The sequence below is a fragment of the Kitasatospora sp. NPDC004531 genome (assembly GCF_053602195.1).
On the sequence record NZ_JBSGDD010000095.1, the window covers coordinates 1 to 26,788 of the forward strand.

Here is a 26,788-nt window from a genome sequence, read left to right on the forward strand (position 1 = left end):
GGGTCCGCCAGTACGCGTCGTACGTGCTGACCAACCCCGACATGCTGCACCGGGGCATACTCCCCGCCCACCCTGAGGCCGTCGGTGACGGCCTGGTCGAGGCCGGTGGAGAAGACCTGGGCGAGCCGGGCGTACCCCTTGTCGTTGGGGTGCAGGCGGTCGTTCATCTCGGCGGTGGTGAGCGCGGGCGGCGCGAGGTAGCGGACCTTGCGGCCGGCGTCGGCGCGGGACTGCAGCTGCGCCTGGACGGCGGAGTTGAAGGTCTGGGCGGCGCTCTCCAGGCCGCCGGTGGTCGGGATCAGGCCCTGGACCAGCACCGTCGCGGTGGGCCGGTCCGCCAGGATCCGGTCGACCAGGGCGGTCAGCCGGTCGGGGGCGTGGGTCCGCTCGCCGCGGTCCAGGTCGTTGATGCCGAGGTGCAGCAGCACCACGTCGGGCTGGGCGGCGGCCAGCCAGCCGTCGATGTTCTGCGCGATCTCGTCGATCAGGGCGCCGCTGTGGCCCTCGTTGTCCGGGTCGCCGACCGCGCCGCCCGACCAGGAGCCGACCAGATCGGCCCGGTAGCGGGACTGCCCGGACAGCGCGTTGTACAGCGGCAGCCGGTAGCCGGCCCCCGAGGTGCTGCCCACGCCGGCGGTGATCGAGTCGCCGAGCGGCATCACCCGCAGCGGGGCGGGCGCGGGGGCGACGGCGGCGGTCTGGGCGGTGGCGGACGGGGCGACGGTCGTGGCGAGCAGACCGGTGGCGATCGCGGCGGCCAGGGCGAGAGAGGTGGGGCGCTTCACTGCGGTGTCCTTCGGCTCGTGCGGGCGGTCGGAGGGGACGCCGCTCCGGTTCCTCGGAGCGGCGTCCTGCGGTGCTGCGGTGCGGGGCCCCGGTCAGACGCCGGCGGCGATCTGGCCGAGGTCGGTCCAGCCGCCGCCGGTGTCGTCGCCGCCGTTGTAGGCGAAGGCGTTGGTGGGCCCGTTGACGATCAGGTAGTCGGCGCTGCCGTCGCCGGTGACGTCCGCGAAGTGGACGACGTTCTGGTCGGTGGTCGTGCCCGCCGCGATCTTGGCACGCAGGGTCCAGCCGCCACCGGTGTCGCCGCCGTTGTTGGTGTAGCTGGTGATCGAGCCGTCCGGGTTGATGATGTTGTAGTCGGCGCGGCCGTCGCCGTTGATGTCGGCGAAGCGGATCCGGGAGCGGTCGGAGGTCACGCCGTTGGCGACCTTGCCGAGGTCCTGCCAGCCGCCGGCGCCGTTGGTGTTGCGGAAGACGCCGACCGAGCCGTCGGCCTGGGTGATCACGTAGTCCGCGCGGCCGTCCCCGTCGAAGTCGGCGAACCGGACCTGGTCGGCGTTGCCGGTCAGGCCGGTGGCGACCTGGCCGAGGTCCTGCCAGCCGCCGTGCCCGTCGCCGCCGTTGTTCTTGAACACGCCCACGGCCCCGCTGGGCTGCAGGACGATGTAGTCGGCGCGGCCGTCGCCGTCGAAGTCGGCGAACCGGACCCGGGCCTTGTCGCTGGTCAGACCGGTGGCGACCTGGCCGTAGTCCTGCCAGCCGCCGTGCCCGTCGCCGCCCCGGTTGAGGAACACCCGGATCGCGCCCGAGTCCTCCACCACGATGTAGTCCGCCCGGCCGTCGCCGTCGAAGTCGGCGAACCGGGCCCGGCCCGCGCCGCCCGCCTCGGTGCCCGCGCTGCCGTCGACGACCTTCTTGTAGCGCAGCGCCTTGTAGTCGCCGTTGGGGTGCGAGTCGAAGGTCGAGGCGTTGATGGACTGGCCGGTGATGTGCTTCACCGGGGTCGAGCCGAAGGAGTAGTAGGAGAACGTGGTGTGCGCCGCGTCGTCCCATTTCTCGAACAGCAGCACGTGGTCGTAGTAGCTGTTGAGGATGTCGCCCGGCTTGAGCTGGCTGCGCGAGATCTCGGTGGTGTAGCTGTCGGCCAGGCCCTGGGTGTTGGCGCTGCTGCCGAGGTGCCAGGCCATCGATATGAATCCCGAGCAGTCGGTGCGGTAGTTGCGGCCGGACGAGTCCCCGTACGAACCGCCTTGGTTGTACGGGATGTTGGCGCGCTGGTTGTACCAGTACTGGGCGCGCTGGAGGATCTCGCCGCGGGTGATCTGCCCGTCGACGGCGGAGGCGGCCTGGGCGGTGGTCGCGGTGAGGACGGTGACGGCGGTGGCGGCGATCGAGCCGGAGACGGCGACGGCGGCGGCCAGGGCGAGGCGGGTGAGCTTGGCGGGCATGGCGAATCTCCTAGCGGTACGGGTCGGATGACGGGCAGTGCGGGGCGGAGCGAACGGGCTTTCCCGACACGGGAGTTCAGTGGTGCGCGGAGAGGTCCGGTCAGAAGCCGGCGGTGATCAGGCCGAGGTCCGTCCAGCCGCCGGCGTCGTCGCCGCCGTTGTTGGCGACAGCGCGGACCGGGCCGTTGACGACGAGGTAGTCGGCGCGGCCGTCCCCGGCGACGTCGGCGAAGTGGACGGTGTTCTGGTTGGTGGTGGCACCGGTGGCGACCTTGGGGCGGACGGGCCAGCCGCCGTGGGCGTCGCCGCCCTTGTTGGTGAAGCTGGTGATGGAGCCGTCCGCGTTGATCAGGTTGTAGTCGGCCTTGCCGTCGCCGTCGAAGTCGGCGAGGCGGACCCGGGAGCGGTCGGTGGTGGCGCCGGTGGCGACCTTGCCGAGGATGTACCAGCTGCCGCGGCCGTCGCCGCCGCGGTTGAGGAAGGCGTTGACGGTGCCGTCGTCGGCGATGGTGAGGTAGTCGGTGCGGCCGTCGCCGTCGAAGTCGGCGAACCGGACCTCGTTGGCGTCGGTGGTGGTGCCGGTGGCGACCTGGCCGAGGTTCTGCCAGCCGCCGCGGCCGTCGCCGCCCTTGTTGAGGAAGACGTTCACCGCACCGGTGGGCTGGATGACGAGGTAGTCGGCGCGGCCGTCACCGTCGAAGTCCGCGAAGCGGACGCGGGTCCTGTCGGTGGTGGTGCCGGTGGCGACCTGGCCGAGGTCCTGCCAGCCGCCGTGCCCGTCGCCGCCCTTGTTGAGGAAGACCCGGACGGCGCCGGAGTCCTCGACGGCGAGGTAGTCGGCCTTGCCGTCGCCGTCGAAGTCGGCGAACCGGGTCCGGCCCGTGCCGCCCGCCTCGGTGCCGGCACGCGGGGCGGTGGGGCGGACGGCGAGGCCGTCGGTGACGGCCTGGTCGAGGCCGGTGGAGAAGACCTGGGCGAGCCGGGCGTAGCCCTTGTCGTTGGGGTGCGCGCGGTCGTTCATCTCGGCGGTGGTGAGCGCGGGCGGCACCAGGTAGCGGACCTTGCGGCCGGCGTCGGCGCGGGACTGCAACTGGGCCTGGACGGCGGCGTTGAAGGTCTGGACGCGGTCCTCCAGGCCGCCGGTGGTCGGGATCAGCCCCTGGAACAGGACCGTCGCGGTGGGCCGGTCGGCGAGGATCCGGTCGACCAGGGCGGTCAGCCGCTCGGGGGCGTGGTCCTGCCTGCCGGTGTTGAGGTCGTTGATGCCGAGGTGCAGCAGGACCACGTCGGGCTGGGCACAGGCGAGCCAGACGTCGATGTTCTGGGCGATGTCGTCGATCAGAAAGCCGCCGTGGCCCTCGTTGTCCGGGTCGCCGACCGCACCGCCCGAGACGGAGCCGACCAGGTCGAAGCCGTAGCGGGACTGTCCGGACAGCGTGGTGTACAGCGGCAGTCGGTAGCCGGCGTCCGAGGTGCTGCCGATGATGCCCGCGGTGATGGAGTCGCCGAGCGGCATGATCCGCAGCGGGGCGGGCGCGGGGGCGACGGGGGCGGTCTGGGCGGTGGCGGACGGGGTGACGGTCGTGGCGAGGACACCGGTGGCGATCGCGGCGGCCAGGGCGAGGGAGAGGGTGCGCTTCATGGCGTTGTCCTTCGGCTCGTGAGGGCGGTCGGAGGGCGGCGCCGGTCCGGTGGCTTCGAGCGGGTGGGGTGGCGGACCGGCGTTCTGCGGTGCGGCCGTGCAGGTGGAGCCGGTCAGACGCCGGCGGCGATCTGGCCGAGGTCGGTCCAGCCCCCGGCGTCGTCGCCGCCGTTGTATGCGAACGCGTTGGTGGGCCCGTTGACGACGAGGTAGTCGGCGCTGCCGTCGCCGGTGACGTCCGCGAAGTGCACGGTGCTCTGGTCGGTGGTGGTGCCGGTGGCGATCTTGGCGCGGTTGGTCCAGCCGCCGCGGCCGTCGCCGCCCTTGTTGGTGAAGCTGGTGATCGAGCCGTCCGCGTTGATGACGTTGTAGTCGGCCTTGCCGTCGCCGTTGAAGTCGGCGAGGCGGACGCGGGTCCTGTCGGTGGTGGTGCCGGTGGCCACCTGCCCGAGGTCGGTCCAGCCGCCCCGGCCGTCGCCGCCCTTGTTGAGGAACGCATTGACGGTGCCGTCGGCGGCGAGGGTGACGTAGTCGGTGCGGCCGTCGCCGTCGAAGTCGGCGAAGCGGACCTGGTCGGCGTCGCTGGTGGCGCCGGTGGCGACCTGCCCGAGGTCGGTCCAGCCGCCGCGGCCGTCGCCGCCCTTGTTGAGGAAGACGTTCACGGCGCCGTTCGGCTGGATGGCGATGTAGTCGGCCCTGCCGTCGCCGTCGAAGTCGGCGAACCGGACCCGGGTCTTGTCGGTGGTGGTGCCGGTGGCGACCTGCCCGAGGTCCTGCCAGCCACCCCGCCCGTCGCCGCCCTTGTTGAGGAACACCCGGACCGCGCCGGAGTCCTCGACCACGACGTAGTCGGCCCTGCCGTCCCCGTCGAAGTCCGCGTACCGGGTGCGGCCCGTGCCCGCTTCGGTGCCGGCGCTGCCGGTGCTGTCGTCGACGACCTTCTTGTAGCGGTAGGCCTTGTAGTCGCCGGTGGGGTGTCCGTCGAGGGTGCCGGCGCTGAACGACTGGCCGGTGACGTGGGACACCGGGGTGGTGCCGAAGGCGTAGTAGGAGAACTTGGTGTGCGCGGTGTCGTCCCACTTCTCGAACAGGATGACGTGGTCGTAGTAGCTGTTGAGGATGTCGCCGGGCTTGAGTTCGGCCCGGGGGATCTCGGTGGCCGCGCCGGGCAGGGTCTGCGTGTTCAGGCTGGAGCCGAGGTGCCAGGCCATGGAGACGTAGCCCGAGCAGTCGGTGCGGTAGTTGCGGCCGCTGGAGTCGGGGTACGTGGCGTTCTGGCTGTAGGGGATGTTGGCGCGCTGGCCGTACCAGTACTGGGCGCGCTGGATGATCTCGCTGCGGGTGATCTGCCCGTCCACCGAGGAGGCGGCCTGGGCGGTGGTCGCGGTGGCGACGGTGACGGCGGTGGCGGCGATCGAGCCGGAGACGGCGACAGCGGCGGCGAGGGCGAGGCGGGTGAGCTTGGAGGGCATGGCGGATCTCCTTGCGGCATCGGTTCGTTGACAGGTCGTGTCGTGCGGGGCGATGTGCGCGCGACCAGAGTGCGAACGGGCTTTCCCGGCGCGGGAGTTCAGTGGCGCGTGGTCGGCTCCGGTCAGACGCCGGTGGCGATCTGGCCGAGGTTGGTCCAGCCGCCGGCGTCGTCGCCGCCGTTGTAGGCGACGGCGTTGGTGGGGCCGTTGACGACGAGGTAGTCGGCGCTGCCGTCGCCGGTGATGTCCGCGAAGTGCACGGTGCTCTGGTCGGTGGTGGTGCCGGTGGCGATCTTGGCGCGGGTGAGCCAGCCGCCGCGGCCGTCGCCGCCCTTGTTGGTGAAGCTGGTGATCGAGCCGTCCGGGTTGACGATGTTGTAGTCGGCCTTGCCGTCCCCGTCGAAGTCGGCGAACCGCACTCGGGAGCGGTCGGCGGTGACGCCCGTGGCGACCTGGCCGAGGCTGGTCCAGCCGCCGTACCCGTCACCGCCGTTGTTCTTGACCACGCCCACGGCGCCGTTGTCGGCGACCACGATGTAGTCGGCCTTGCCGTCGCCGTCGAAGTCGGCGAAGCGGACCTGGTCGGCGTTGGAGGTGGCGCCGGTGGCGACCTGCCCGAGGTCGGTCCAGCCGCCCCGGCCGTCGCCGCCCTTGTTGAGGAAGGCACGGACGGCACCGTTGGGCTGGATGACGAGGTAGTCGGCGCGCCGGTCGCCGTCGAAGTCGGCGAACCGGACCAGGGACTTGTCGGCGGTCACCCCCGTGGCGACGGTGCCGAGGTCCTGCCAGCCGCCGCGCCCGTCGCCGCCCTTGTTGAGGAGGACCCGGATCGCGCCGGAGTCCTCGACCACGACGTAGTCGGCCTTGCCGTCCCCGTCGAAGTCGGCGTACCGGGTGCGGCCCGCCTCGGGGCCGTTGTCGTCGACGACCTTCTTGTAGCGGTAGGCCTTGTAGTCGCCGGTGGGGTGTCCGTCGAGGGTGCCGGCGCTGAACGACTGGCCGGTGACGTGGGACACCGGGGTGGTGCCGAAGGCGTAGTAGGAGAACTTGGTGTGCGCGGTGTCGTCCCACTTCTCGAACAGGATGACGTGGTCGTAGTAGCTGTTGAGGATGTCGCCGGGCTTGAGTTCGGCCCGGGGGATCTCGGTGGCCGCGCCGGGCAGGGTCTGCGTGTTCAGGCTGGAGCCGAGGTGCCAGGCCATGGAGACGTAGCCCGAGCAGTCGGTGCGGTAGTTGCGGCCGCTGGAGTCGGGGTACGTGGCGTTCTGGCTGTAGGGGATGTTGGCGCGCTGGCCGTACCAGTACTGGGCGCGCTGGATGATCTCGCTGCGGGTGATCTGCCCGTCCACGGCGGAGGCGGCCTGGGCGGTGGTCGCGGTGGCCAGGGACACGGCGGTCATGGCGACCGAGCCGGAGACGGCGATCGCGGCGGCCAGAGTGAGGCGGGCGAGCTTGGACGGCGTGGCGGACATGACGGGTCTCCTGACGGCATTGGTTGGCTGGCGGGCGGTGCTCCGAGGTGCGAGGTGTGCGGGCCCGGTCGGGGCGAACGGGCTGTTCCGGAACGGGAGTTCGGCGCGAGTTCAGCCGAACGAGGGGGTGCGGGTGGGCCCGGAGGTGCTGGCGGGCATGGCGGATCTCCTTGCGGCATCGGGCGGTTGACGGTCGATGCCCCGAGGGGTGGTGTGCGTGGGCGGACGGCTGTCCTGCAGGGCCAGCGGTCTGGTGAGCGAACGTGCCTGCCCGGTAAGGGAGTTCAGCAGCCGGGCGAAGTGGGCGCCGGGGCCGGAGGCAGGTAGCGCCGGCGCAGCAGGGGCGAGGCGCGGTGGCTGCGGGCGAGCAGGTCGTGGGCGACCGTGAGGGGCGGCCGGGCGGCGGTGCCGGCGTTGAGCAGGTAGACCAGCAGGTCGACGCGGTCGTTCTCGCTGCGGGCGGTGAGGTGCTGGAGGCGCTCCTCGGGAAGGGCGTGGGCCCAGAGGATCTCGATCACCTCGCCGGTCTCGCCCGGCGGGGCCGGGTCGGCGGCGGTTCTGCGGTGCAGGCTGGCGTAGACGATCTCCATCGGGGATCAGCTGCCCCAGCCGAGGCTGTCGTCGGTCGGAGTGGTGATGCCGGCCGGGCCGGGGGTCGGGTCGGTGGGGGTGGTGCCGCCCCAGCCGAGGCTGTCGCCGGCGAGGGTGCTGGTGGCGGCCGGGGTGGCGTCGGCGGCGGCCAGGACGGCGGGGGCGGCGAGCAGGGCGCCCAGGGCGAGCAGGACCGCGGCGGTCTTCGGGGAACGGGTGCGCTTCATGGCGGTACGTCCTCAACTGTCGGAGTCGGCAAGGCGGTGGGGCGATCCGGTGCAGGCGTCCCGCGGTTGACGTCCGTTCCGGTCCGCCGCCGGGCTGTGCTCCCTGGCGGCACTCACTACTTTCGTCGCCGGGCGGGGCGGGCGGAAGGAGTTCCGAATGGCGCCAACCGGCCTGTCCGATGTCGGACAGACTGTCATGTCCGCATCAACCAAATGCCGGGAAAGCCGGACGTAGGTGTGCGAACGGTGGTGCAACGCACACGTAGGACCCTTCCGGCATCCGGTGCGAGAGCCCAGTAAAGCCGCAAACGCGATCTTGTGGCCGATTGGCCGCCCTGGGAGGATTCGTAAGACTTCATGAGGGGGGTCTCACGGAGTCTCCACAGCCACGCCCGAGGGGGGAGAGGCACCATGCTGGAAGCACTCGGACTGTCGGCCCGGGCCGGCCGCGTCTACCAGGCCATGCTCGACCGTCCGACCGACTCCGTGGACGACCTGGCGGCGCGCTGCGCGCTGGCGCCCGGCGACGTCCACGACAGCCTCGACGAACTGGGCGCGCTGATGCTGGTGCGCGCCTCCGCCGAGCACCCCGGCCGGATGCGGGCGGTCGATCCGGCGATCGGGCTGGCCGACATGCTGGCCCGGCAGGAGGCCGAACTCGCCTCCCGGCAGGCGGCGTTGGCGGCTTCCCGGGTCGCGGTGACCCGGATGGTCGCGGACCGCGCCGAGCACCACGCCGCGCACGGCGAACGGCTCACCGGCATGGACGCCATCCACCACCGGCTGGAGCAGATGGGCCGCACCGCCGCGAGCGAGGTGCTGAGCAGCCAGCCGGGACGGCAGCAGTCGGAGGACCTCGACGCCTCACGGCCCGCCGACGCCGAGGTGCTGGCCCGGGGCGTGGCCGTCCGCACGCTGTACCAGGACTCCACCCGCAACCAGCCGCACGTGTCCGGGTACGCGCACTGGCTGCTCAGCCGGGGCGGCGAGGTCCGCACCGCGCCGACCGTCCCGCAGCGGATCGTGCTGGTGGACCGGCGCGAGGCGCTGGTGCCGATCGATCCGGAGGACAACCGCAGGGGCGCGCTGCACGTCACCGAGCCCGGCATCCTGCGCGCCCTGCTGGACCTCTACGAGCAGTCCTGGAACACCGCCGTCCCGCTCGGCGCCACCACCCCCGACGACCCGGCCACCGGGCTCACCCCCACCGAGCGCGAACTGCTGCGGCTGCTCGGCACCGGCCTCACCGACGACGCGGCCGGGCAGCGGCTGGGCTTCTCCTCGCGCACCGTCGGCCGGCACATGGCGTCGATCATGGAGCGGCTGAACGCCGCCAGCCGCTTCGAGGCGGGCATCAAGGCGGCGCAGCGCGGCTGGCTGTAAAGCCCCAGCGGCTCAGCGGCTCAGCGGCTCAGCGGCCCGGCGGCTCAGCGGCTGCGGGCGTGCCGGACGCGCAGGCGCCCGAAGCCGGGGGCGCCGGTGATGCGGATCAGCGGACCGCCGGGCACGGGGTGCCGCGGCGGCCGGTAGCGGACGTCCTTCCAGCCGCCCTGCACGCCGTCCACGTCGACGGTGGCGTTGTGCGGGACGGTGATGGTGGCGCGGCCGAAGCCCAGGCCGAGTTCGATGTCCACCACCGGGTGCTCGATGATCGCGTGCGACAGGTCGAGCCGGACCTTGCCGAACGCCGAGGCGACCTTCAGCGTGCGCGGCACCCGCCAGGGGCCCCGGCGGACGATCCGGCCGCCCGCGGTGGCGATGGTGACGGCGTCGGCGTCGGCCGGCGGGCCGGCGGGCAGGTCGGCGGTGACCAGGTCGAGTTCGCCGCGGGTGGTGGCGGTGAGCGCCTGCTGGAGGCGCTGCTCCATCTCCTCGCGGGTGATCCGCTCCTCGGCGTAGGCCTGCTGGAGGCGTTCGGCGGCGGCGTCGCGTTCGGCCGTGCCGACGCGGGTCTGCGGGGTGTCCGGCAGTGAAGTCACCCGTGCAGACTAGCCGTTGACGCCCCGTCAGGACGCTGCGCGGCCCAGCGCCGGGCGAGCACGGTGCAGACCATCAGCTGGATCTGGTGGAACAGCATCAGCGGCAGCACCACGAGCCCGACCGCGCCGGCCGGGAACAGGATGGCCGCCAGCGGCAGGCCGTTGGCCAGCGACTTCTTGGAGCCGCAGAACTGGATGGTGATCCGGTCGGCCCGGTCGAAGCCCAGCCGCCCGGAGACCACGCGGGTGAAGCCCAGTACGGCGGCCAGCAGCACGGACGAGATCGCCACCAGTGCCAGCAGCCGGCCGACGCCGACCCGGCTCCAGATGCCCTCGCGGACGCCCTCGCCGAACGCGCTGTACACGATCAGCAGGATCGATCCCCGGTCCACCAGCCGCGTCACCAGCCGGTGCCGGGCGATCCACGGCCCGACCCGGCGGCGCAGCAGCTGGCCGGCGGCGAACGGCACCAGCAGCTGCAGCACCACGTCCAGCACCTGCCCGCCGTCCACCGAGACGCCGGACGCGCCGGACAGCAGCCAGGCGGCGAGCAGCGGGGTCAGCACGATGCCCAGCAGGCTGGAGAAGGTCGCGGCGCAGATCGCCGCCGCCACGTTGCCGCCGGCGATCGAGGTGAACGCGATCGAGGACTGCACGGTGGACGGCAGCAGGGTGAGGAACAGCACGCCGGTGAACAGCTCCGGCGGCAGCACCGCGTCGGGCAGCAGCCGGGTCGCCTCGCCGAGCAGCGGGAACAGCACGAAGGTGCAGCCCAGGATCAGCAGGTGCAGCCGCCAGTGCCGGGCCCCGGCCAGCGCCTCCTGCGGGGACAGCCGGGCGCCGTACAGGAAGAACAGCAGGCCGACGGCCAGGTGCACGCCGCCGGTGACGGCGCTCGCGGCGGCGCCCCGGGCGGGCAGCACGGTGGCCAGCAGGACGGTGCCGAGCAGCAGCAGGAGGTAGCCGTCGACGCCGATCCGGCGCAGCGCGCGATCGAGGGTGCGGCGGGCGGACCGGAGGCGGGACATGCCTCGATGATCCCTCCGGCGGCCTGCGGCACAGGACGCGGGGCGGGCCCCGGCGGCGGTGGGGGCGGGGATTGTCCGGAATTGCGAAGGGAATTCGTCCGGAATGCGGACGGAACTCGGGCGCCGGAAATGCGGGAGGACAAAAGGGCAGGGGGCCCGCCGTTCGGCGAGCCCCCTTGGAACTGCAACTCATACGGACCCGAGGGGCCGTGAGCGATCAGAAGTGAGAGATGTCAGATAGCGACGACGTTCTCGGCCTGCGGGCCCTTCGGGCCCTGGGTGACGTCGAAGCTGACCGCCTGGTTCTCCTCCAGCGAGCGGAAGCCGGTCGCGTTGATGGCGGAGTAGTGGACGAAGACGTCGGGGCCGCCGCCCTCCTGGGCGATGAAGCCGAAGCCCTTCTCGGCGTTGAACCACTTGACGGTTCCGGTCGCCATACCGTTCTCCTTGCAAGGGACGTAGTGGACACCACACCTTGTGGCGCCCGGGTCCGCTGCGCTGATCGCCCTGCCTCCGGACGAGCCCGGAGTTTTTCGCACAGTGCTCAATCAATGCTCAATTGATGCCTGATACTGCTGAAAAATTACAAAAAGCCTGCGGTTACATGCTCCGCAGGCTCCAAGTACTGCAAGGGGAATCAAACTGCAACTGGTGTGAACGGTAGCACGCGGTGGCGGCCCCGACCAGGGGCCGAGGACGGTGTCGGAGAGCGTGTCGGAGCGCCCCCGAACGGTGTGTCGGGCACCGGGTGCGGACCCTCCCGAGCAGCAGGCATACGCTGCCGGGAGAGCACCAACGGCAAGGGAGTACACGGTGAGCAGTCGGGACGCCGAACGGCCGGCGGCCGCGGTCAGGCCGCGCGTCGGACACATTCAGTTCCTCAACTGTCTCCCCCTCTACTGGGGGCTGGCGCGCACGGGGAACCTGCTCGACCTCGACCTCACCAAGGACACCCCCGAGAAGCTCAGCGACCGCCTGGTGGCCGGCGAGCTCGACCTCGGCCCGATCACCTGCGTGGAGTACCTGCGCAACGCCGACCGGCTGGTCGTCCTCCCCGACATCGCGGTCGGCAGCGACGGGCCCGTGATGTCGTGCGTCATCGTCAGCAAGCTCCCGCTCGACCGGTTGGACGGCCGCCGGGTCGCGCTCGGCTCGACCAGCCGCACCTCCGTCCGGCTGGCCCGGCTGCTGCTGGAGGAACGGGAAGGGGTCCGGCCGGAGTACTTCAGCTGCCCGCCCGACCTGGACGCGATGCTCGCGGAGGCGGACGCCGCCGTGCTGATCGGCGACCCCGCGCTGCGCGCCTCGCTGGAGCAGGCCCCCCGGCAGGGGCTGGCCGTGCACGACCTCGGCGCGATGTGGAAGGACTGGACCGGCCTGCCCTTCGTCTTCGCGGTCTGGGCCGCCCGCCGCGAGTACGTCGAACAGCACCCGGAGCTGGCCGCCGCCGTGCACCGGGCGTTCCTGGAGTCCCGCGACCTGTCGCTGGCCGAGGCCGGCAAGGTCGCCGAACAGGCCGCCCGCTGGGAGGCGTTCGACGCGCCGCTGCTGGAGAAGTACTTCAGCGAGGCGCTCGACTTCTCGCTGGGCGAGCGGCAGTTGGCGGGCCTGACCGAGTTCGCCCGCCGGGTCGCGCACGACAGCGGGTTCGCGCCGGACGTCGCGATCCGCCTGCTGGAGCCGGACTCGCGGGTGTCGGTCGCGGCGGAACCGGTCGTGGTGGCCTGAGAATTGCGGCCCCGGGAGCCGGTGTTTTTGGGATGATCGGACCCGTCCTGGTGGGGGTCGTCCGCGTCGACGGGCGGCGACCGGTGCCGTAGGGGGAACGGTCATGGAGCTGCTGACGCCGGACGACCCGGCGACGATCGGCGAGCACCGGCTGCTGCGGCGGCTCGGCGCCGGCGGCATGGGGCGCGTCTACCTGGGCCGGACGGCGGGCGGGCGGACCGTCGCCGTCAAGGTCGTCCGACCCGAACTCGCCGACGACCCGGAGTTCCGCGCCAGGTTCCGCCAGGAGGTGGCCGCCGCCCGCCGGGTCGGCGGCCGGTGGACCGCACCCGTCCTGGACGCCGACACCGAAGGCCCCCGCCCCTGGGTGGCCACCGGCTACATCGCCGGACCCTCGCTCGGCGCCGCCGTGCACACCGGCGGCCCGCTGCCGACCGCCTCGGTGCACGCCCTCGGCGTCCGGCTGGCCGAAGCCCTGGAACAGGTGCACGCGCTCGGCCTGGTGCACCGGGACGTCAAACCGTCCAACGTGCTGCTCACCCTGGACGGCCCCCGGCTGATCGACTTCGGGGTGGCCCGTGCGCTGGACGCCGCCACCGTGCTCACCCACACCGGCTACGTGGTCGGCTCGCCCGGGTTCATGTCGCCCGAGCAGGCCGCCGGCTCGCCCGTCGGACCGGCCGGCGACATCTTCTCGCTGGGCGCCCTGCTGGCCTTCGCCGCCACCGGCACCGCACCGTTCGGCGAGGGCGTCAGCGCCGCCGTCCTGCTCTACCGGGTGCTCCACGAGGAACCCGAACTGCGCGGCCTGGACGGTGAGTTGCGGGCAGTGGTGACGGCCTGCCTGGCCAAGGACCCGGCCCGCCGCCCCGGCCCCGCCGAACTGCGCGCCCGGCTCGCCCCCGGCGCCGCCGCCGTCGGCCCCGAGACCTGGCTGCCCGGCCCGCTGGCCGCCGCCGTCGCCCGCGCCGCCGTCGAACTGCTCGACCTGGAGGCCGACGGCGCCCCCGACCGGACGCCCGCGATGCCGGTCGCCGCCGACCGGGCGCCCACCGAACTGGACGGCGGGGCGGTGGCGGTGGTCCGGCGGCGCAAGCGTCGGAGCTACGCGGCGGTGTGCGCGGCGGTGGTGCTGCTGGGCGGCGCACTCCTGTGGCAGCCCTGGAAGTCCGAGGCGGGCGGGACGGCGGAGAAGGGGGCGGTGAGCGACGGGAAGACGCTGCCCCGCGGCTTCGTCGGCACCTGGAGGGGCACCATCACCACCAAGGTGGTCCCGCTGCCGTCCACCTTCACCGCCACCTTCACCGCCGGGCGGATCGGCGAGGACGTCGGCCGGACCAGCAACGCCTCCGCGATCAGCAGCACCGTCTGCCGCGGCGTGCTCACCCTGGTGTCGGTCGACCCGAAGGCGATCACCCTGCGGGAGAGGCTGGACGGCCCGCAGTCCGGCTGCGGCGTGGAGTCGGAGACGCAGACGTACACCCTGCGGGACGGCGGCGGCCTGCACCTCTCGATCACCGGCGCACAGCTCGGCACCGACCCGGAAGGGGACCTGGCGAAGCAGGAGCAGGGCTGAGCAGGGCCGGAAAAGTGCTGGCGTAGGCTGGGCGGGACGCCCCTTCGACGATGAAAGCAGGCCCGCCAGGTGTCCGAGCAGAACCTTTCCGCCGCCCAGCTGCAGGCCGTTCTGGACCGTGCGGCCGAGGGCGGCCGGATCACCGCCGACGAGGCGCTGGAGCTGTACCGTTCGGCCCCGCTGCACGCGCTCGGCGCGGCCGCCGACGCCGTGCGCCGGCGGCGGTACGCGGGCGTGGAGCACATCGCCACGTACATCATCGAACGGAACATCAACTACACCAACGTCTGCGTGACGGCGTGCAAGTTCTGCGCGTTCTACGTCCCCCCGAAGAGCGACAAGGGCTGGTCGCGGGAGCTCGACGAGGTGCTGCGCCGCTGCGCGGAGACCGTCGAGCTCGGCGGCACCCAGATCATGTTCCAGGGCGGGCACCACCCCGAGTACGGCGTGGAGTACTACGAGAAGAACTTCTCCGCGATCAAGGAGCGCTTCCCCGAGCTGGTCATCCACTCGCTGGGCGCCTCCGAGGTCGAGCACATGGCGAAGATCTCCGGCGTCTCCATCGAGGAGGCGATCACCCGCATCCACGCGGCCGGCCTCGACTCCTTCGCCGGCGCCGGCGCCGAGCTGCTCCCGGAGCGGCCGCGCAAGGCGATCGCCCCGCTCAAGGAGTCCGGCGAGCGCTGGCTGGAGATCATGGAGACCGCGCACCGGCTGGGCGTCGAGTCCACCTCCACCATGCTGATGGGCACCGGCGAGACCAACGCCGAGCGGATCGAGCACCTGCGGATGATCCGCGACGTGCAGGACCGCACCGGCGGCTTCCGCGCCTTCATCCCCTACACCTACCAGCCGCAGAACAACCACCTGAAGGGCTCGACCCAGGCCACCGTCTTCGAGTACCTGCGGATGATCGCCATCGCCCGCCTGTTCCTCGACAACGTCGCCCACATCCAGGGCTCCTGGCTGACCACCGGCAAGGAGGCCGGCCAGCTGTCGCTGCACTACGGCGCGGACGACCTCGGCTCGGTCATGCTGGAGGAGAACGTGGTCTCCGCGGCCGGCGCCAAGCACCGCTCCAACCTGCACGAGCTGATCCACCTGATCCGGACGGCCGGCCGCGTCCCCGCGCAGCGCTCCACCACGTACGAGCACCTGCGCGTCCTCGACGACCCGGCCAACGACCCGGTGGACCCGCGGGTCGCCTCGCACATCGCGTCCACGGCGATCGAGGGTGGCACCGCCCACCCCGAGCTGACGATCCTCGCGACGAACTGAGCCCCGCTCCGTGCTGACGCTCCACCGCGCCAGGCTGCTCGTGGCCGACCCCACCGCCCCGTCCGTCGTGGACGGGGCGGTGCTGGTCGACGGGGCACGCGTGGCGGGGATCGGGCCGTTCTCCGGGTTCGCCGGGAGCACGGCGAGAGTGCGCGAGTGGGACGGGGTGCTGGTGCCCGGGCTGGTCAACCGGCACGGGCGGTGGCTGCTGGAGAGCGCCTACCATCCGGACCCGCGCGAGGAGTTGGGGGACCGACCGCTCAGCCCCTCCGGGGAGTTGAGCGAGGAACGGTGGGGCGGGAGCGCCCGGCGGGGGCTCCAGCGGATGCTCGGTTTCGGTGCGACAGCCCTGACCGGGCCGTTCGACCGGGTGTCCGTGCGGACGGCGGTGGCGCGGTCGGGGTTGCACGTGCTGCCGGGTGACGGCGGAGAAGGAGCGCTCGATCCGATGGACGGGCGGCCGCTGATCGCTGCGGTCCACCGGCCGTTGACGGTCGGCGGGGCGGCGGACTTCGCGGTGTTCGACGAGCTGGGGGCGGGCGCGAGGTGTCTGGCGACGGTCCTGGGCGGACGGCTGTTGTTCCGGCGACGGTGAAGCAAGGCGGGGGCCCCGAAATCGCGCCCTGGAGGGTTCGAAAGTTCGCTCGCGCGTGGCATGTGTTCTGACTCCCCGTGACCTGATGGCCCACCAGCGGCTACGATCCCGGTTCAGTACTCCGCCGAGCCAGGAACAGGACGCATGCGACCCGCCACCTCCGATCGTCCGCGGACCAGGCCCGGTCGGGGGTGGTACGTGGGGGCGGTGCTGAGTGCGGTGGTGGCGGTCACGATGTGCCTGCTGGGGTGGCGGCAGGCGGATCAGGCGGACCGGATCTCGGCGCACCCGGTGCGGGTCGAGGGTTCGGTGACCCAACTGCCGGGCGGGAGCGGGACGTACAGCCAGGTGACGTACGTCGCGGACGGGCGCAAGCTGACCGCCGCGGACCTGTGGCTGCCGGAGGACGCGAAGCTCGGCGATCCGATCTGCCTGGAGCATGCGGCGGACGACGCCGGCGCGGTGCGGGTCTGCGGGAAGCGGTACCCGCAGCCGGTGGGCGTCGGGTTGGCGCAGACGACGGTGCCGTTGGCGGCGCTGCTGTGCCTGTTGTGCGTGTACCGGATCCGGCGGTTGAAGCGGGCGTACCCGGCGGACGGGCAGGGCGGGGCCGCCGGGTTCACGGTGGCGTTCGCGGCCGAGGGGATGCCCGCGCTGACGCAGGGGAAGCGGTCGCGCCGGCGCCGCAAGGGGGGCCGCCGCGCGCTGCGGTGAGCCCGGGTGACGGCCGCGGGCGGGGCTGGGTTAAGAATGGGGGCGTGACCCGAGCCCATCTGGACAAGCAGCCGCAGGACGTCGCCGCGATGTTCGACGACGTCGCGGCCAAGTACGACCGCACCAACGACGTGCTCTCGCTGGGCCAGGCCCGGCTGTGGCGCCGCGCGGTGGCCGATGCGGTGGACGCCGTCGCGGGCCAGCGCATCCTGGACCTCGGTGCGGGCACCGGCACGTCCTCGCTGCCGTTCCTGGAGGCGGGCGCGGACGTGGTGCCGTGCGACTTCTCGATCGGGATGCTGAGCGAGGGCAAGAACCGCCACCCCGAGCTGGCGCTGACCGCCGGCGACGCGACCCGGCTGCCGTTCGCGGACGAGTCGTTCGACGCGGTGACGATCTCGTTCGCGCTGCGCAACGTGCAGGACCACCAGGCCGCGATGCGGGAGATGCTGCGGGTGACCAAGCCCGGCGGCAAGCTGGTGATCTGCGAGTTCTCGACGCCGACCTGGACGCCGTTCCGGACGGTGTACACCGAGTACCTGATGCGGGCGCTGCCGCCGGTGGCGACCAAGGTGTCCTCGAACCCGGAGGCGTACGTCTACCTCGCGGAGTCGATCCGGTCCTGGCCCGACCAGCCGTCGCTGGCGGGGGAGTTGCAGGAGGCGGGCTGGACGAAGGTGGCGTGGCGCAACCTCACCGGCGGGATCGTGGCCCTCCACCGGGGCTTCAAGGCCCCGTAGACTGCGAGGGTTCGGCGCTCCGCACCGCTGCGGTGACGGAGGGTCCGGACCCGACCCCGTGACCCCGACGCGCTCAGGAGAGAGCCGAATGACCGAGACCGCCGTGGAGTCCACCGCCGACGTCATCGTGGTCGGCGCCGGTCCGGCCGGCTCCACCACCGCGTACTGGCTGGCCCAGGCGGGCCTGGACGTGCTGCTGCTGGAGAAGACCGAGTTCCCGCGCGAGAAGGTGTGCGGCGACGGTCTGACCCCGCGCGCCGTCAAGCAGTTGGTCGACATGGGCATCGACGTGTCCAGCGAAGCCGGCTGGCTGCCGAACAAGGGCCTGCGGATCATCGGCGGCGGCGTCCGGCTGGAGCTGGACTGGCCGGAGCTGGCGTCGTTCCCCGACTACGGCCTGGTGCGCAAGCGCGCCGACTTCGACGAGCTGCTGGCCCGGCAGGCGCAGAAGGCCGGCGCCCGGCTGTACGAGAACTGCAACGTGAGCGGCCCGATCCAGGACCGCACCGGCCGGATCACCGGCGTCACCGCCAAGCTGGGCCCGGAGAAGCGCGAAGTCGCCTTCCACGCGCCGCTGGTGGTCGCGGCGGACGGCAACTCGACGCGGCTGTCGCTGGCCATGGGCCTGCACCGGATCGAGTCGCGGCCGATGGGCGTCGCCTACCGGACGTACTTCACCTCGCCCCGGCACGACGACGACTACCTGGAGTCGTGGCTGGAGCTGTGGGACACCCGCGGCGGGCAGAAGAAGCTGCTGCCCGGCTACGGGTGGATCTTCGGCATGGGCGACGGCACCTCCAACGTGGGCCTGGGCATCCTGAACTCCTCGCCGGCGTTCGGCGACCTGAACTGGCGCGAGGTGCTGAAGAGCTGGTGCGCCGGCATGCCCGAGGAGTGGGGCTACACGCCGGAGAACATGACCGAGCCGATCCGCGGCGCGGCCCTGCCGATGGCGTTCAACCGGCAGCCGCACTACACCCGGGGCCTGCTGCTGGTCGGCGACGCCGGCGGCATGGTCAACCCGTTCAACGGCGAGGGCATCGCCTATGCGATGGAATCCGGCCAGATCGCGGCCGGTGTCATCGTGCAGGCGATGGCCCGGATCACCCCGGAGGGCCGGGAGCGGGCGCTGGCCCGCTACCCGCAGATCCTCAAGGACACCTACGGCGGCTACTACACGCTCGGCCGGGCGTTCGTGAAGATGATCGGCAACGACCGGGTGATGCGGATCGCCGCCGAGCGCGGCCTGACCCACCCGGTGCTGATGAAGTTCGTCCTCAAGCTGCTGGCCAACCTCACCGACCCGACCGGCGGCGACGCCGCGGACCGGATCATCAACGGCCTGGCGAAGGTCGCACCCCGGGCCTGACCCGGCGGTCGAAGGCGGCGGGCGGGCGCGAAAGCGCTTGCCCGCCGCCTTTCGCGTGCGGGACAGTGGCGCGGCGATCTTCCCCGGCCTGTTCGACGGAGCACGGGCCTCCACGGCGTCCCCGGGAGTCCCGTCATGGCCGTTGCGTCCCTCGATGCCCGTCCGCAGATGGTGCGCGACCTGCCGCTGCTGGCGGTGGCCGTGGTGTGGGGTTCGAGCTTCCTGGTGGTGAAGCGGGTCGCGGAGCCGGACACCGTGGTGGCGGTGCTGGTGCTGCGGTTCGGGCTGGTGCTGCCGGTGCTCGGGCTGCTTGCCGCGGGCCGGCTGCGGGCGCTGACCGCGCGGCAGTGGGGCGGCGGCGCGCTGCTCGGGCTGGTGCTCGGGGCGGTGTTCCTGTTGGAGACGTACGGGGCGGTGCACACCTCGGCGACCAACGCGGGGCTGGTGATCAGCCTGACGATGGTGTTCACGCCGCTCGCCGAGGCGGCGCTGCGGCGCAGCGCGCCGTCCGGGGCGTTCCTGGCGGCGGCGGGCCTGTCGGTGCTGGGGGTGGCGCTGCTGACCGGCGACGGCGGGCTGCGGGCGCCCTCGGCGGGGGATCTGCTGGTGCTGGGCGCGGCGGGCGCGCGGACGGTGAACGTGCTGGCGACGGCCCGGCTGCGGGCGGTGCGCGGGGTGGATCCGCTGGCCCTGACCTGGGTCCAACTGGCTTTCGCCACGCTGGTGTTCGCGGTGGCGTCGCCGTGGGCCGGGCCGTCGCCGTGGGCGGTGGCGGCGTCCTTCGACGGGCCGCGCTGGGGCCTGCTGCTGTACCTGTCGCTGCTGTGCACGCTGTTCGCGTTCTTCGTGCAGCTGTGGGCGGTGCGGGCGACCTCGCCGTCCCGGGTGAGCCTGCTGCTGGGCACCGAGCCGCTGTGGGCGGCGGTGTTCGGGGTCGCGCTGGCGGGCGACCGGCCCGGTGTTCCCGGGGCGCTCGGGGCGCTGGCGGTGCTGGCCGGCACCGAGTGGGGGCGGCGGCGCGCGTCCGTTCTTGAGCGCTTGTGAACGAAGGGTCAAGCGGCTGCCGGGCGGGGTCCACCTGGCGGGTGAGTTCCTCTATCACGTAAACCCGATCACTCCGAAATTTGCTTGTTCCGCCGCAGAATTGATATAGGCCGTGGCCGAACAGCGGTCGTTTCGCGGTGAGTTGCGACTGTATGTGGCCATACGCCTGCTCTGGGTCGAACGGTGGTGCCCGGTCCCGCTCCGCGTGGTTCGTCGGGTGGCGAAGGTCACAAAGATCGTCGGGAACTGCGTGTCGCAGATCACAAGCAGACAGGCATAGGATGCGCTCCAACCTGGCTTTGTGAACTGCCTCACATGGAGCCGGATCTCACGAAGTGGATCATCGGTTCACCGCTGGTGACCTGGTGGTTCCGATCTGCAGTCAAGGACGACTGGACGGAGGGAGCGGGGGCTATGAATGCCTACGCGCCGATCCTCGTACTCGGTGCCATCGCCGCGGCGTTCGCGGTCGGCTCCGTCGTGATGGCCTCGCTCACCGGCCCGAAGCGCTACAACCGGGCCAAGTTGGAGGCGTACGAGTGCGGCATCGAACCGACCCCGCAGCCCGTGGGCGGCGGTCGGTTCCCGATCAAGTACTACCTGACGGCGATGCTGTTCATCGTCTTCGACATCGAGATCGTCTTCCTCTACCCCTGGGCGGTCAGCTTCGACGCCCTGGGGATCTTCGGGCTGGTCGAGATGCTCCTGTTCATCGCCACCGTGTTCGTCGCCTACGCCTACGTCTGGCGCCGCGGCGGCCTGGAGTGGGACTGACCCTGCCGCGCCGTTTGTGAACGTGCGGACGAAGCCACCGGACTCGAAGGCATTGAGAGGGAACTGATGGGTATCGAGGAGAAGCTGCCGAGCGGCTTTCTGCTCACCAGCGTGGAGGCCGCCGCGGGTTGGGTGCGGAAGGCTTCGGTCTTCCCGGCCACCTTCGGGCTCGCCTGCTGCGCGATCGAGATGATGACCACCGGCGCGGGCCGCTACGACCTGGCCCGGTTCGGCATGGAGGTCTTCCGCGGCTCGCCGCGGCAGGCCGACCTGATGATCGTGGCCGGCCGGGTCAGCCAGAAGATGGCCCCGGTGCTGCGCCAGGTCTACGACCAGATGCCGAACCCCAAGTGGGTCATCTCGATGGGCGTGTGCGCCTCCTCCGGCGGCATGTTCAACAACTACGCGATCGTCCAGGGCGTCGACCACATCGTCCCGGTGGACATCTACCTGCCGGGCTGCCCGCCGCGGCCGGAGATGCTGCTGGACGCGATCCTCAAGCTGCACGACAAGATCCAGCACGAGAAGCTCGGCGTGAACCGCCGCCGGGCCGAGGAGGAGGCCGAGCAGCTCGCCCTGCACGCCACTCCGACCAGCGAGATGCGGGGGCTGCTGCGATGAGCGAGCAGGACAAGGAGACGCCCGAGGTCCCCGCGACCAGGCGGGAGATCCCGGTCGAGGTGGTCGGCACCCGGCAGGGCATGTTCGGCGCGCGCGGCACCGGCGACACCTCCGGCTTCGGCGGGCTGAACGCCCCGATCGTGCTGCCCGGCCCCAGCGAGCGCCCGTACGGCGGCTACTTCGACGAGGTGGCCGACGAGTTCGAGGGCGCGCTGGAGGAGCAGGGCCTCGACGTGGACGAGGTGATCGAGAAGACCGTCGTCGACCGCGGCGAACTGACCTTCCACATCGCCCGCGAGCACCTGCTGAAGGCCGTGCGCACCCTGCGCGACGACCCGGCGCTGCGGTTCGAACTGTGCCTGGGCGTCAGCGGCGTGCACTACCCGGCCGAGGCAGGGCGGGAACTGCACGCGGTCTACCACCTGCGGTCGATCACCCACGGCCGGCTGATCCGCCTGGAGGTCACCGCGCCCGACGCGGACCCGCGCATCCCGTCCGTGGTGAGCGTCTACCCGACCAACGACTGGCACGAGCGGGAGACCTACGACTTCTTCGGCCTGGTCTTCGAGGGCCACCCGGCGCTCACCCGGATCATGATGCCGGACGACTGGCTGGGGCACCCGCAGCGCAAGGACTACCCGCTCGGCGGCATCCCCGTCGAGTACAAGGGCGCCCAGATCCCGGCTCCCGACCAGCGGAGGTCGTACACCTGATGAGCAGCACACATTACGAAGCGGGCTCCAGGGAGACCACCGAGGGACGGGTGTTCACCGTCACCGGTGGCGACTGGGGCGAGGTCGCCGAGGCCGTCACGGGCGCCGACGACGAGCGGATCATCGTCAACATGGGCCCGCAGCACCCGTCCACCCACGGCGTGCTGCGGCTGATCCTGGAGATCGACGGCGAGACGGTCACCGAGGCCCGGTGCGGCATCGGCTACCTGCACACCGGCATCGAGAAGAACATGGAGTTCCGCAACTGGGTGCAGGGCACCACGTTCGTGACGCGGATGGACTACCTCACTCCGCTGTACAACGAGACCGCCTACTGCCTGGCCGTGGAGAAGCTCCTCGGGATCACCGACGACATCCCCGCCCGGGCGTCGGTGATCCGGGTGCTGATGATGGAGCTGAACCGGATCTCCTCCCACCTGGTGGCGCTCGCCACCGGCGGCATGGAGATCGGCTCCACCACCCTGATGATCTACGGCTTCCGCGACCGCGAGGTCGTCCTGGACATCTTCGAGCTGGTCACCGGCCTGCGGATGAACCACGCCTACGTCCGCCCCGGCGGACTGGCCCAGGACCTGCCGCCCGGCGCCGTCGACAAGATCCGCGAGGGCGTCAAGTTGCTCCGCTCCCGGATGCACGAGTACGACAAACTCGCCACCGACAACCCGGTGTTCAAGGCCCGCCTGGTCGACGTCGGCTTCCTCGACCTGCCCGGCTGCCTGGCGCTCGGCGCCACCGGCCCGATCCTGCGCTCCACCGGGCTGCCGCACGACCTGCGCAAGACCGACCCGTACTGCGGGTACGAGAACTACGAGTTCGACGTCGCGGTGGCCGACAGCTGCGACTCCTACGGGCGGTTCCTGATCCGCCTGGAGGAGATGAGGCAGTCGCTGCGGATCGTCGAGCAGTGCCTGGACCGGCTCAAGCCCGGACCGGTGATGGTGGCCGACAAGAAGATCGCCTGGCCCGCCCAACTCGCCGTCGGCGCCGACGGCATGGGCAACTCGCTGGACCACATCCGGAAGATCATGGGCACCTCGATGGAGGCCCTGATCCACCACTTCAAGCTGGTCACCGAGGGCTTCAAGGTGCCGGTCGGCCAGGCCTACGCGGCCGTCGAGTCCCCCAAGGGCGAACTCGGCGTGCACGTGGTCAGCGACGGCGGCACCCGGCCCTACCGGGTGCACTTCCGCGACCCGTCGTTCACCAACCTGCAGACGATGGCGGCGATGTGCGAGGGCGGCCAGGTGGCCGACGTGATCGTGGCGGTGGCCGGGATCGACCCGGTGATGGGAGGCGTGGACCGGTGAGCAGCACAGAACTCGGCCTGCCGGCGCTGCCGGCCAAGCCCTACCCGCCGGAGGTCGAACAGCGACTCGCGGCCGACGCCGCCGAACTGATCGCCCGCTACCCGCACTCCCGCTCCGCGCTGCTGCCGCTGCTGCACCTGGTGCAGGCCGAGGAGGGCCACGTCTCGGCGACCGGAATCCGGTTCTGCGCCGAGCAGTTGGACCTCACCACCGCCGAGGTCACCGCGGTCGCCACCTTCTACACCATGTACCGCCGCCGCCCGGCCGGCGAGTACCACGTCGGGGTGTGCACCAACACGCTGTGCGCGGTGCTCGGCGGCGACCAGATCTTCGACGAGCTCAAGCAGCACCTGGAGATCGAGAACAACCGCACCACCGAGGACGGCGCCATCTCGATCGAGCGGATCGAGTGCAACGCGGCCTGCGACTACGCGCCCGTGGTGATGGTCAACTGGGAGTTCTTCGACAACCAGACCCCGGAATCCGCACGGGAGTTGGTGGACCGGCTGCGGGCCGGCGAAGAGGTCCGCCCGACCCGCGGCGCGAAGCTCTGCTCGTTCAAGGAGACCTCCCGCATCCTGGCCGGCTTCGCCGACGCGCGCGAGGGCGCGGTCGACGAGTCCGGCGCCGGCGGTGCGCCCTCGCTGGCCGGCCTGCGGCTGGCCAAGGGCGAGGCCCTGCCCGGCACCCCGGGCGCCAAGGTGGTCTCCCCCCGGCACGAAGGGACGGAAGCGTGATGACCTCCGCCGAGCCGGCCGAGAAGCTGCTCTCCCCGGTCCTGTCCGCGTCCTGGGACGACCACCGCCCCTGGACCCTGGACACCTACCGCCGGCACGGCGGCTACGACGGCCTGCGCACCGCCCTGGCGATGGCCCCCGACGACGTGATCGCCCTGGTCAAGGACTCCGGCCTGCGCGGCCGCGGCGGCGCGGGCTTCCCCACCGGCATGAAGTGGCAGTTCATCCCGCAGAACGACGGCAAGCCGCACTACCTGGTGGTCAACGCCGACGAGTCCGAACCGGGCACCTGCAAGGACATCCCGCTGCTGTTCGCGAACCCGCACTCGCTGATCGAAGGCATGGCGATCGCCTCCTACGCGATCCGCTGCAACCACGCCTTCGTCTACCTGCGCGGCGAGGTCGTCCCGGTGCTGCGCCGCCTCCAGGCCGCCGTCGCCGAGGCGTACGAAGCCGGGTACCTCGGCAAGGACGCCCTCGGCGCGGGCAACGACCTGGACATCACCGTCCACGCCGGCGCCGGCGCGTACATCTGCGGCGAGGAGACCGCGCTGCTCGACTCGCTGGAGGGCCGCCGCGGCCAGCCCCGGCTGCGCCCGCCGTTCCCGGCGATCGCCGGCCTGTACGCCTGCCCGACGGTGGTCAACAACGTCGAGTCGATCGCCTCGGTGCCGCCGATCCTGGCCCGCGGCAAGGACTGGTTCAAGTCGCTGGGCACCGAGAAGTCGCCCGGCTTCACCCTGTACTCGCTCTCCGGGCACGTCACCAACCCCGGCCAGTACGAGGCGCCGCTCGGTATCACGCTGCGCCAGCTGCTGGAGATCACCGGCGGCGTCCGCGCCGGGCACCGCCTCAAGTTCTGGACGCCGGGCGGCAGTTCCACCCCGATGTTCACCGACCAGCACCTCGACGTCCCGCTCGACTACGAGGGCGTCGGCGCGGCCGGCTCGATGCTCGGCACCAAGGCCCTCCAGGTGTTCGACGAGACCACCTGCGTGGTGCGGGCCGTCACCCGGTGGACCGAGTTCTACGCCCACGAGTCCTGCGGCAAGTGCACCCCCTGCCGCGAGGGCACCTACTGGCTGGTCCAGCTGCTCAAGCGGATCGAGGCCGGCCAGGGCGTGCCCGGCGACCTGGAGAAGCTGCTGGACATCGCCGACAACATCAACGGCAAGTCCTTCTGCGCGCTGGGCGACGGCGCCGCCAGCCCGATCGTCTCCTCGCTCCAGCACTTCCGCGCCGAGTACGAGCAGCACATCAACGAGCACCGCTGCCCCTTCGACCCGGCGGCCTCCACCGTCTGGGCCGACCGGGCCTCCGTCCACGAGTCCGCCACCGAGAGGGAGGTGCACGCGTGACGGTCACGGAGCCTTCCACCCAGACCGAGCTGGTCACGCTCACCATCGACGGCGTCGAAGTCAGCGTCCCCAAGGGCACGTTGGTGATCCGCGCCGCCGAGCAGATCGGCACCCAGATCCCGCGCTTCTGCGACCACCCGCTGCTCGACCCCGCCGGGGCGTGCCGCCAGTGCATCGTGGAGGTCGAGGGGCAGCGCAAGCCGGTCGCCTCCTGCACCATCCCGGTCGCCGAGGGCATGGTGGTGCGCACCCAGCTGTCCTCGCCGGTCGCCGAGAAGGCGCAGCGCGGCGTGATGGAACTGCTGCTGATCAACCACCCGCTGGACTGCCCGGTCTGCGACAAGGGCGGCGAATGCCCGCTGCAGAACCAGGCGATGACCAACGGCGACGCGGAGTCCCGGTTCGAGGGCGTCAAGCGGACGTACGAGAAGCCGATCCCGCTCTCCACCCAGGTGCTGCTGGACCGCGAACGCTGCGTGCTGTGCGCGCGCTGCACCCGGTTCTCGCAGCAGATCGCCGGCGACCCGTTCATCGACCTGGTCGAGCGCGGCGCGCTCCAGCAGGTCGGCACCGGCGTCGACCAGCCGCTGGACTCGTACTTCTCCGGCAACACCATCCAGATCTGCCCGGTCGGCGCGCTCACCTCCGCCGCCTACCGGTTCCGCTCCCGCCCGTTCGACCTGGTCTCCTCGCCGTCGGTGTGCGAGCACTGCTCGGCGGGCTGCGGGCAGCGCACCGACCACCGGCGCGGCAAGGTGCTGCGCCGACTGGCCGGCAACGAGCCGGAGGTCAACGAGGAGTGGAACTGCGACAAGGGCCGGTTCGCGTTCCGGTACGCCCAGCAGCGTGACCGCCTCACCTCGCCGATGGTCCGCCGCGACGGCGAACTCGTCGCCGTGTCCTGGCCGGAGGCGCTCGCCGCGGTGGCCGAGGGGCTGCGCGGCAAGCGGGCCGCGGCGCTCGCCGGCGGCCGGGTCACCGTCGAGGACGCCTACGGCTGGGGCAAGTTCGCGCGCCTCGCGCTCGGCACCAACGACGTCGACTTCCGGGCCCGCCCGCACAGCGGCGAGGAGGCCGAGTTCCTGGCCGCCGCCGTCGCGGGCCGGGGCGTGGACCTCGACGGCGGCGGGATTTCCTACCGGCAGCTCGAAGCCGCGCCGGCCGTGCTGCTGGCCGGACTGGAGGCCGAGGAGGAGGCGCCGATCGTCTTCCTGCGGCTGCGCAAGGCCAACCGGGCGAGCGGACTGCGGGTGTTCTCGATCGCCTCGCACGCCACCCGGGGCCTGGCCAAGCTGCGCGGCGCGCTGCTGCCCGCCGCCCCCGGCACCGAGGCCGAGTGGCTCGGCGCGCTGGCCGGCGACGAGGTGCTCGCCGACGACGCCGGCCGCTGCGCCGACGCGCTGCGCTCCCCGGGCGCGGTGATCCTGGTCGGCGAACGGCTCGCCCAGACCGCCGGCGGCCTGACCGCCGCGCTGCGCCTCGCGCACACCACCGGCGCCGCGCTCGCCTGGGTGCCGCGCCGGGCGGGCGAGCGCGGCGCGGTCGAGGCCGGCGCGCTGCCCGGGCTGCTG

The 26,788-nt window shown here is 72.0% G+C and carries 25 protein-coding genes and 1 pseudogene; 16 read left to right on the forward strand and 10 right to left on the reverse strand.

Annotated elements, in window-relative coordinates; all coding sequences use genetic code 11:
- Nucleotides 1–176: 176 nt before the first annotated feature.
- The 7 genes and pseudogenes from ACWEMJ_RS28375 to ACWEMJ_RS28405 form a co-directional block, all read right to left on the reverse strand.
- Nucleotides 177–659, reverse strand: a pseudogene (locus ACWEMJ_RS28375) (GDSL-type esterase/lipase family protein); the annotation flags it as partial.
- A gap of 219 nt (nucleotides 660–878) precedes the next feature.
- Nucleotides 879–2,231 carry an FG-GAP-like repeat-containing protein gene (locus tag ACWEMJ_RS28380; RefSeq protein ID WP_452139960.1) on the reverse strand — a complete coding sequence of 451 codons (1,353 nt, stop codon included), beginning with the start codon at nucleotides 2,229–2,231 and terminating at the stop codon, nucleotides 879–881.
- 100 nt (nucleotides 2,232–2,331) lie between these two features.
- Nucleotides 2,332–3,873 (reverse strand): FG-GAP-like repeat-containing protein, encoded by a 1,542-nt coding sequence (locus tag ACWEMJ_RS28385; protein ID WP_452139961.1) that lies wholly within the window; start codon nucleotides 3,871–3,873, stop codon nucleotides 2,332–2,334.
- 113 nt (nucleotides 3,874–3,986) lie between these two features.
- Nucleotides 3,987–5,345 (reverse strand): FG-GAP-like repeat-containing protein, encoded by a 1,359-nt coding sequence (locus tag ACWEMJ_RS28390; protein WP_452139962.1) that lies wholly within the window; start codon nucleotides 5,343–5,345, stop codon nucleotides 3,987–3,989.
- Between the two features lie 122 nt (nucleotides 5,346–5,467).
- On the reverse strand, nucleotides 5,468–6,817 hold the full coding sequence (locus ACWEMJ_RS28395) for an FG-GAP-like repeat-containing protein (RefSeq protein WP_452139963.1): 1,350 nt from the start codon (nucleotides 6,815–6,817) through the stop codon (nucleotides 5,468–5,470).
- A gap of 284 nt (nucleotides 6,818–7,101) precedes the next feature.
- Nucleotides 7,102–7,407, reverse strand: coding sequence for a hypothetical protein (locus ACWEMJ_RS28400; RefSeq protein ID WP_452139964.1), 306 nt, complete (start codon nucleotides 7,405–7,407; stop codon nucleotides 7,102–7,104).
- Nucleotides 7,408–7,413: 6 nt separating this feature from the next.
- On the reverse strand, nucleotides 7,414–7,635 hold the full coding sequence (locus ACWEMJ_RS28405) for a hypothetical protein (RefSeq protein WP_452139965.1): 222 nt from the start codon (nucleotides 7,633–7,635) through the stop codon (nucleotides 7,414–7,416).
- A 411-nt stretch (nucleotides 7,636–8,046) separates the two neighbouring features.
- On the opposite strand from ACWEMJ_RS28405, the gene ACWEMJ_RS28410 reads away from it, so the two are divergent.
- Nucleotides 8,047–9,018 (forward strand): LuxR C-terminal-related transcriptional regulator, encoded by a 972-nt coding sequence (locus tag ACWEMJ_RS28410; RefSeq protein WP_452139966.1) that lies wholly within the window; start codon nucleotides 8,047–8,049, stop codon nucleotides 9,016–9,018.
- Nucleotides 9,019–9,062: 44 nt separating this feature from the next.
- Here the strand turns inward: ACWEMJ_RS28410 and ACWEMJ_RS28415 are convergent, their stop codons facing one another.
- From ACWEMJ_RS28415 to ACWEMJ_RS28425, 3 genes are all read right to left on the reverse strand, one after another.
- Nucleotides 9,063–9,614 (reverse strand): DUF1707 SHOCT-like domain-containing protein, encoded by a 552-nt coding sequence (locus ACWEMJ_RS28415; protein WP_452139967.1) that lies wholly within the window; start codon nucleotides 9,612–9,614, stop codon nucleotides 9,063–9,065.
- Nucleotides 9,611–10,642 carry a bile acid:sodium symporter family protein gene (locus ACWEMJ_RS28420; protein WP_452139968.1) on the reverse strand — a complete coding sequence of 344 codons (1,032 nt, stop codon included), beginning with the start codon at nucleotides 10,640–10,642 and terminating at the stop codon, nucleotides 9,611–9,613. Before ACWEMJ_RS28420 ends, ACWEMJ_RS28415 begins: the two co-directional genes overlap by 4 nt.
- A gap of 233 nt (nucleotides 10,643–10,875) precedes the next feature.
- Complete coding sequence (locus tag ACWEMJ_RS28425) at nucleotides 10,876–11,079, reverse strand: cold-shock protein (RefSeq protein WP_043915662.1); 204 nt, start codon at nucleotides 11,077–11,079, stop codon at nucleotides 10,876–10,878.
- Between the two features lie 376 nt (nucleotides 11,080–11,455).
- On the opposite strand from ACWEMJ_RS28425, the gene ACWEMJ_RS28430 reads away from it, so the two are divergent.
- From ACWEMJ_RS28430 to ACWEMJ_RS28500, 15 genes are all read left to right on the forward strand, one after another.
- Complete coding sequence (locus ACWEMJ_RS28430) at nucleotides 11,456–12,370, forward strand: menaquinone biosynthetic enzyme MqnA/MqnD family protein (RefSeq protein WP_452139969.1); 915 nt, start codon at nucleotides 11,456–11,458, stop codon at nucleotides 12,368–12,370.
- A gap of 103 nt (nucleotides 12,371–12,473) precedes the next feature.
- Nucleotides 12,474–13,946, forward strand: coding sequence for a serine/threonine-protein kinase (locus tag ACWEMJ_RS28435; RefSeq protein WP_452139970.1), 1,473 nt, complete (start codon nucleotides 12,474–12,476; stop codon nucleotides 13,944–13,946).
- A gap of 69 nt (nucleotides 13,947–14,015) precedes the next feature.
- On the forward strand, nucleotides 14,016–15,224 hold the full coding sequence (mqnC, locus tag ACWEMJ_RS28440) for a cyclic dehypoxanthinyl futalosine synthase (protein ID WP_452139971.1): 1,209 nt from the start codon (nucleotides 14,016–14,018) through the stop codon (nucleotides 15,222–15,224).
- Nucleotides 15,225–15,234: 10 nt separating this feature from the next.
- Nucleotides 15,235–15,819 carry a hypothetical protein gene (locus ACWEMJ_RS28445; RefSeq protein WP_452139972.1) on the forward strand — a complete coding sequence of 195 codons (585 nt, stop codon included), beginning with the start codon at nucleotides 15,235–15,237 and terminating at the stop codon, nucleotides 15,817–15,819.
- Nucleotides 15,820–15,963: 144 nt separating this feature from the next.
- A complete protein-coding gene (locus tag ACWEMJ_RS28450) occupies nucleotides 15,964–16,533 on the forward strand; it encodes a hypothetical protein (RefSeq protein ID WP_452139973.1) in 570 nt (189 codons plus the stop codon).
- 44 nt (nucleotides 16,534–16,577) lie between these two features.
- On the forward strand, nucleotides 16,578–17,273 hold the full coding sequence (locus tag ACWEMJ_RS28455) for a demethylmenaquinone methyltransferase (RefSeq protein ID WP_452139974.1): 696 nt from the start codon (nucleotides 16,578–16,580) through the stop codon (nucleotides 17,271–17,273).
- Between the two features lie 88 nt (nucleotides 17,274–17,361).
- A complete protein-coding gene (locus ACWEMJ_RS28460; protein WP_452139975.1) occupies nucleotides 17,362–18,642 on the forward strand; it encodes a geranylgeranyl reductase family protein in 1,281 nt (426 codons plus the stop codon).
- Nucleotides 18,643–18,777: 135 nt separating this feature from the next.
- Entirely contained in the window at nucleotides 18,778–19,686 is a 909-nt protein-coding gene (locus ACWEMJ_RS28465; RefSeq protein ID WP_452139976.1) for a DMT family transporter, read from the forward strand.
- 414 nt (nucleotides 19,687–20,100) lie between these two features.
- Entirely contained in the window at nucleotides 20,101–20,460 is a 360-nt protein-coding gene (locus ACWEMJ_RS28470) for an NADH-quinone oxidoreductase subunit A (RefSeq protein ID WP_014137597.1), read from the forward strand.
- Between the two features lie 66 nt (nucleotides 20,461–20,526).
- Entirely contained in the window at nucleotides 20,527–21,081 is a 555-nt protein-coding gene (locus ACWEMJ_RS28475; RefSeq protein ID WP_452139977.1) for a NuoB/complex I 20 kDa subunit family protein, read from the forward strand.
- Entirely contained in the window at nucleotides 21,078–21,794 is a 717-nt protein-coding gene (locus tag ACWEMJ_RS28480) for an NADH-quinone oxidoreductase subunit C (RefSeq protein ID WP_452139978.1), read from the forward strand. The genes ACWEMJ_RS28475 and ACWEMJ_RS28480 overlap by 4 nt, the downstream gene beginning before the upstream one ends.
- Nucleotides 21,794–23,122, forward strand: coding sequence for an NADH-quinone oxidoreductase subunit D (locus tag ACWEMJ_RS28485; protein ID WP_452139979.1), 1,329 nt, complete (start codon nucleotides 21,794–21,796; stop codon nucleotides 23,120–23,122). The genes ACWEMJ_RS28480 and ACWEMJ_RS28485 overlap by 1 nt, the downstream gene beginning before the upstream one ends.
- Nucleotides 23,119–23,859, forward strand: a complete 741-nt coding sequence (nuoE, locus tag ACWEMJ_RS28490; RefSeq protein ID WP_452139980.1) for an NADH-quinone oxidoreductase subunit NuoE — start codon at nucleotides 23,119–23,121, stop codon at nucleotides 23,857–23,859. Before ACWEMJ_RS28485 ends, nuoE begins: the two co-directional genes overlap by 4 nt.
- On the forward strand, nucleotides 23,859–25,217 hold the full coding sequence (nuoF, locus tag ACWEMJ_RS28495; RefSeq protein ID WP_452139981.1) for an NADH-quinone oxidoreductase subunit NuoF: 1,359 nt from the start codon (nucleotides 23,859–23,861) through the stop codon (nucleotides 25,215–25,217). The genes nuoE and nuoF overlap by 1 nt, the downstream gene beginning before the upstream one ends.
- A partial coding sequence (locus ACWEMJ_RS28500; RefSeq protein WP_452139982.1) for an NADH-quinone oxidoreductase subunit G occupies nucleotides 25,214–26,788 on the forward strand: 1,575 nt, incomplete at its 3' end. The genes nuoF and ACWEMJ_RS28500, both read left to right, overlap by 4 nt.

Excerpts from the sequence above, each read along its gene's own strand:
- ACWEMJ_RS28395 (WP_452139963.1), bottom strand. The coding sequence starts at position 6,817 with ATGTCCGCCACGCCGTCCAAGCTCGCCCGCCTCACTCTGGCCGCCGCG.
- ACWEMJ_RS28380 (WP_452139960.1), bottom strand. The coding sequence starts at position 2,231 with ATGCCCGCCAAGCTCACCCGCCTCGCCCTGGCCGCCGCCGTCGCCGTC.
- ACWEMJ_RS28475 (WP_452139977.1), top strand. The coding sequence starts at position 20,527 with ATGGGTATCGAGGAGAAGCTGCCGAGCGGCTTTCTGCTCACCAGCGTG.
- ACWEMJ_RS28390 (WP_452139962.1), bottom strand. The coding sequence starts at position 5,345 with ATGCCCTCCAAGCTCACCCGCCTCGCCCTCGCCGCCGCTGTCGCCGTC.
- ACWEMJ_RS28460 (WP_452139975.1), top strand. The coding sequence starts at position 17,362 with ATGACCGAGACCGCCGTGGAGTCCACCGCCGACGTCATCGTGGTCGGC.
- ACWEMJ_RS28425 (WP_043915662.1), bottom strand. The coding sequence starts at position 11,079 with ATGGCGACCGGAACCGTCAAGTGGTTCAACGCCGAGAAGGGCTTCGGC.
- nuoF (WP_452139981.1), top strand. The coding sequence starts at position 23,859 with ATGACCTCCGCCGAGCCGGCCGAGAAGCTGCTCTCCCCGGTCCTGTCC.
- ACWEMJ_RS28385 (WP_452139961.1), bottom strand. The coding sequence starts at position 3,873 with ATGAAGCGCACCCTCTCCCTCGCCCTGGCCGCCGCGATCGCCACCGGT.
- ACWEMJ_RS28480 (WP_452139978.1), top strand. The coding sequence starts at position 21,078 with ATGAGCGAGCAGGACAAGGAGACGCCCGAGGTCCCCGCGACCAGGCGG.
- ACWEMJ_RS28400 (WP_452139964.1), bottom strand. The coding sequence starts at position 7,407 with ATGGAGATCGTCTACGCCAGCCTGCACCGCAGAACCGCCGCCGACCCG.
- ACWEMJ_RS28410 (WP_452139966.1), top strand. The coding sequence starts at position 8,047 with ATGCTGGAAGCACTCGGACTGTCGGCCCGGGCCGGCCGCGTCTACCAG.
- ACWEMJ_RS28450 (WP_452139973.1), top strand. The coding sequence starts at position 15,964 with ATGCGACCCGCCACCTCCGATCGTCCGCGGACCAGGCCCGGTCGGGGG.
- ACWEMJ_RS28465 (WP_452139976.1), top strand. The coding sequence starts at position 18,778 with ATGGCCGTTGCGTCCCTCGATGCCCGTCCGCAGATGGTGCGCGACCTG.
- ACWEMJ_RS28405 (WP_452139965.1), bottom strand. The coding sequence starts at position 7,635 with ATGAAGCGCACCCGTTCCCCGAAGACCGCCGCGGTCCTGCTCGCCCTG.
- ACWEMJ_RS28420 (WP_452139968.1), bottom strand. The coding sequence starts at position 10,642 with ATGTCCCGCCTCCGGTCCGCCCGCCGCACCCTCGATCGCGCGCTGCGC.
- ACWEMJ_RS28470 (WP_014137597.1), top strand. The coding sequence starts at position 20,101 with ATGAATGCCTACGCGCCGATCCTCGTACTCGGTGCCATCGCCGCGGCG.
- ACWEMJ_RS28485 (WP_452139979.1), top strand. The coding sequence starts at position 21,794 with ATGAGCAGCACACATTACGAAGCGGGCTCCAGGGAGACCACCGAGGGA.
- ACWEMJ_RS28435 (WP_452139970.1), top strand. The coding sequence starts at position 12,474 with ATGGAGCTGCTGACGCCGGACGACCCGGCGACGATCGGCGAGCACCGG.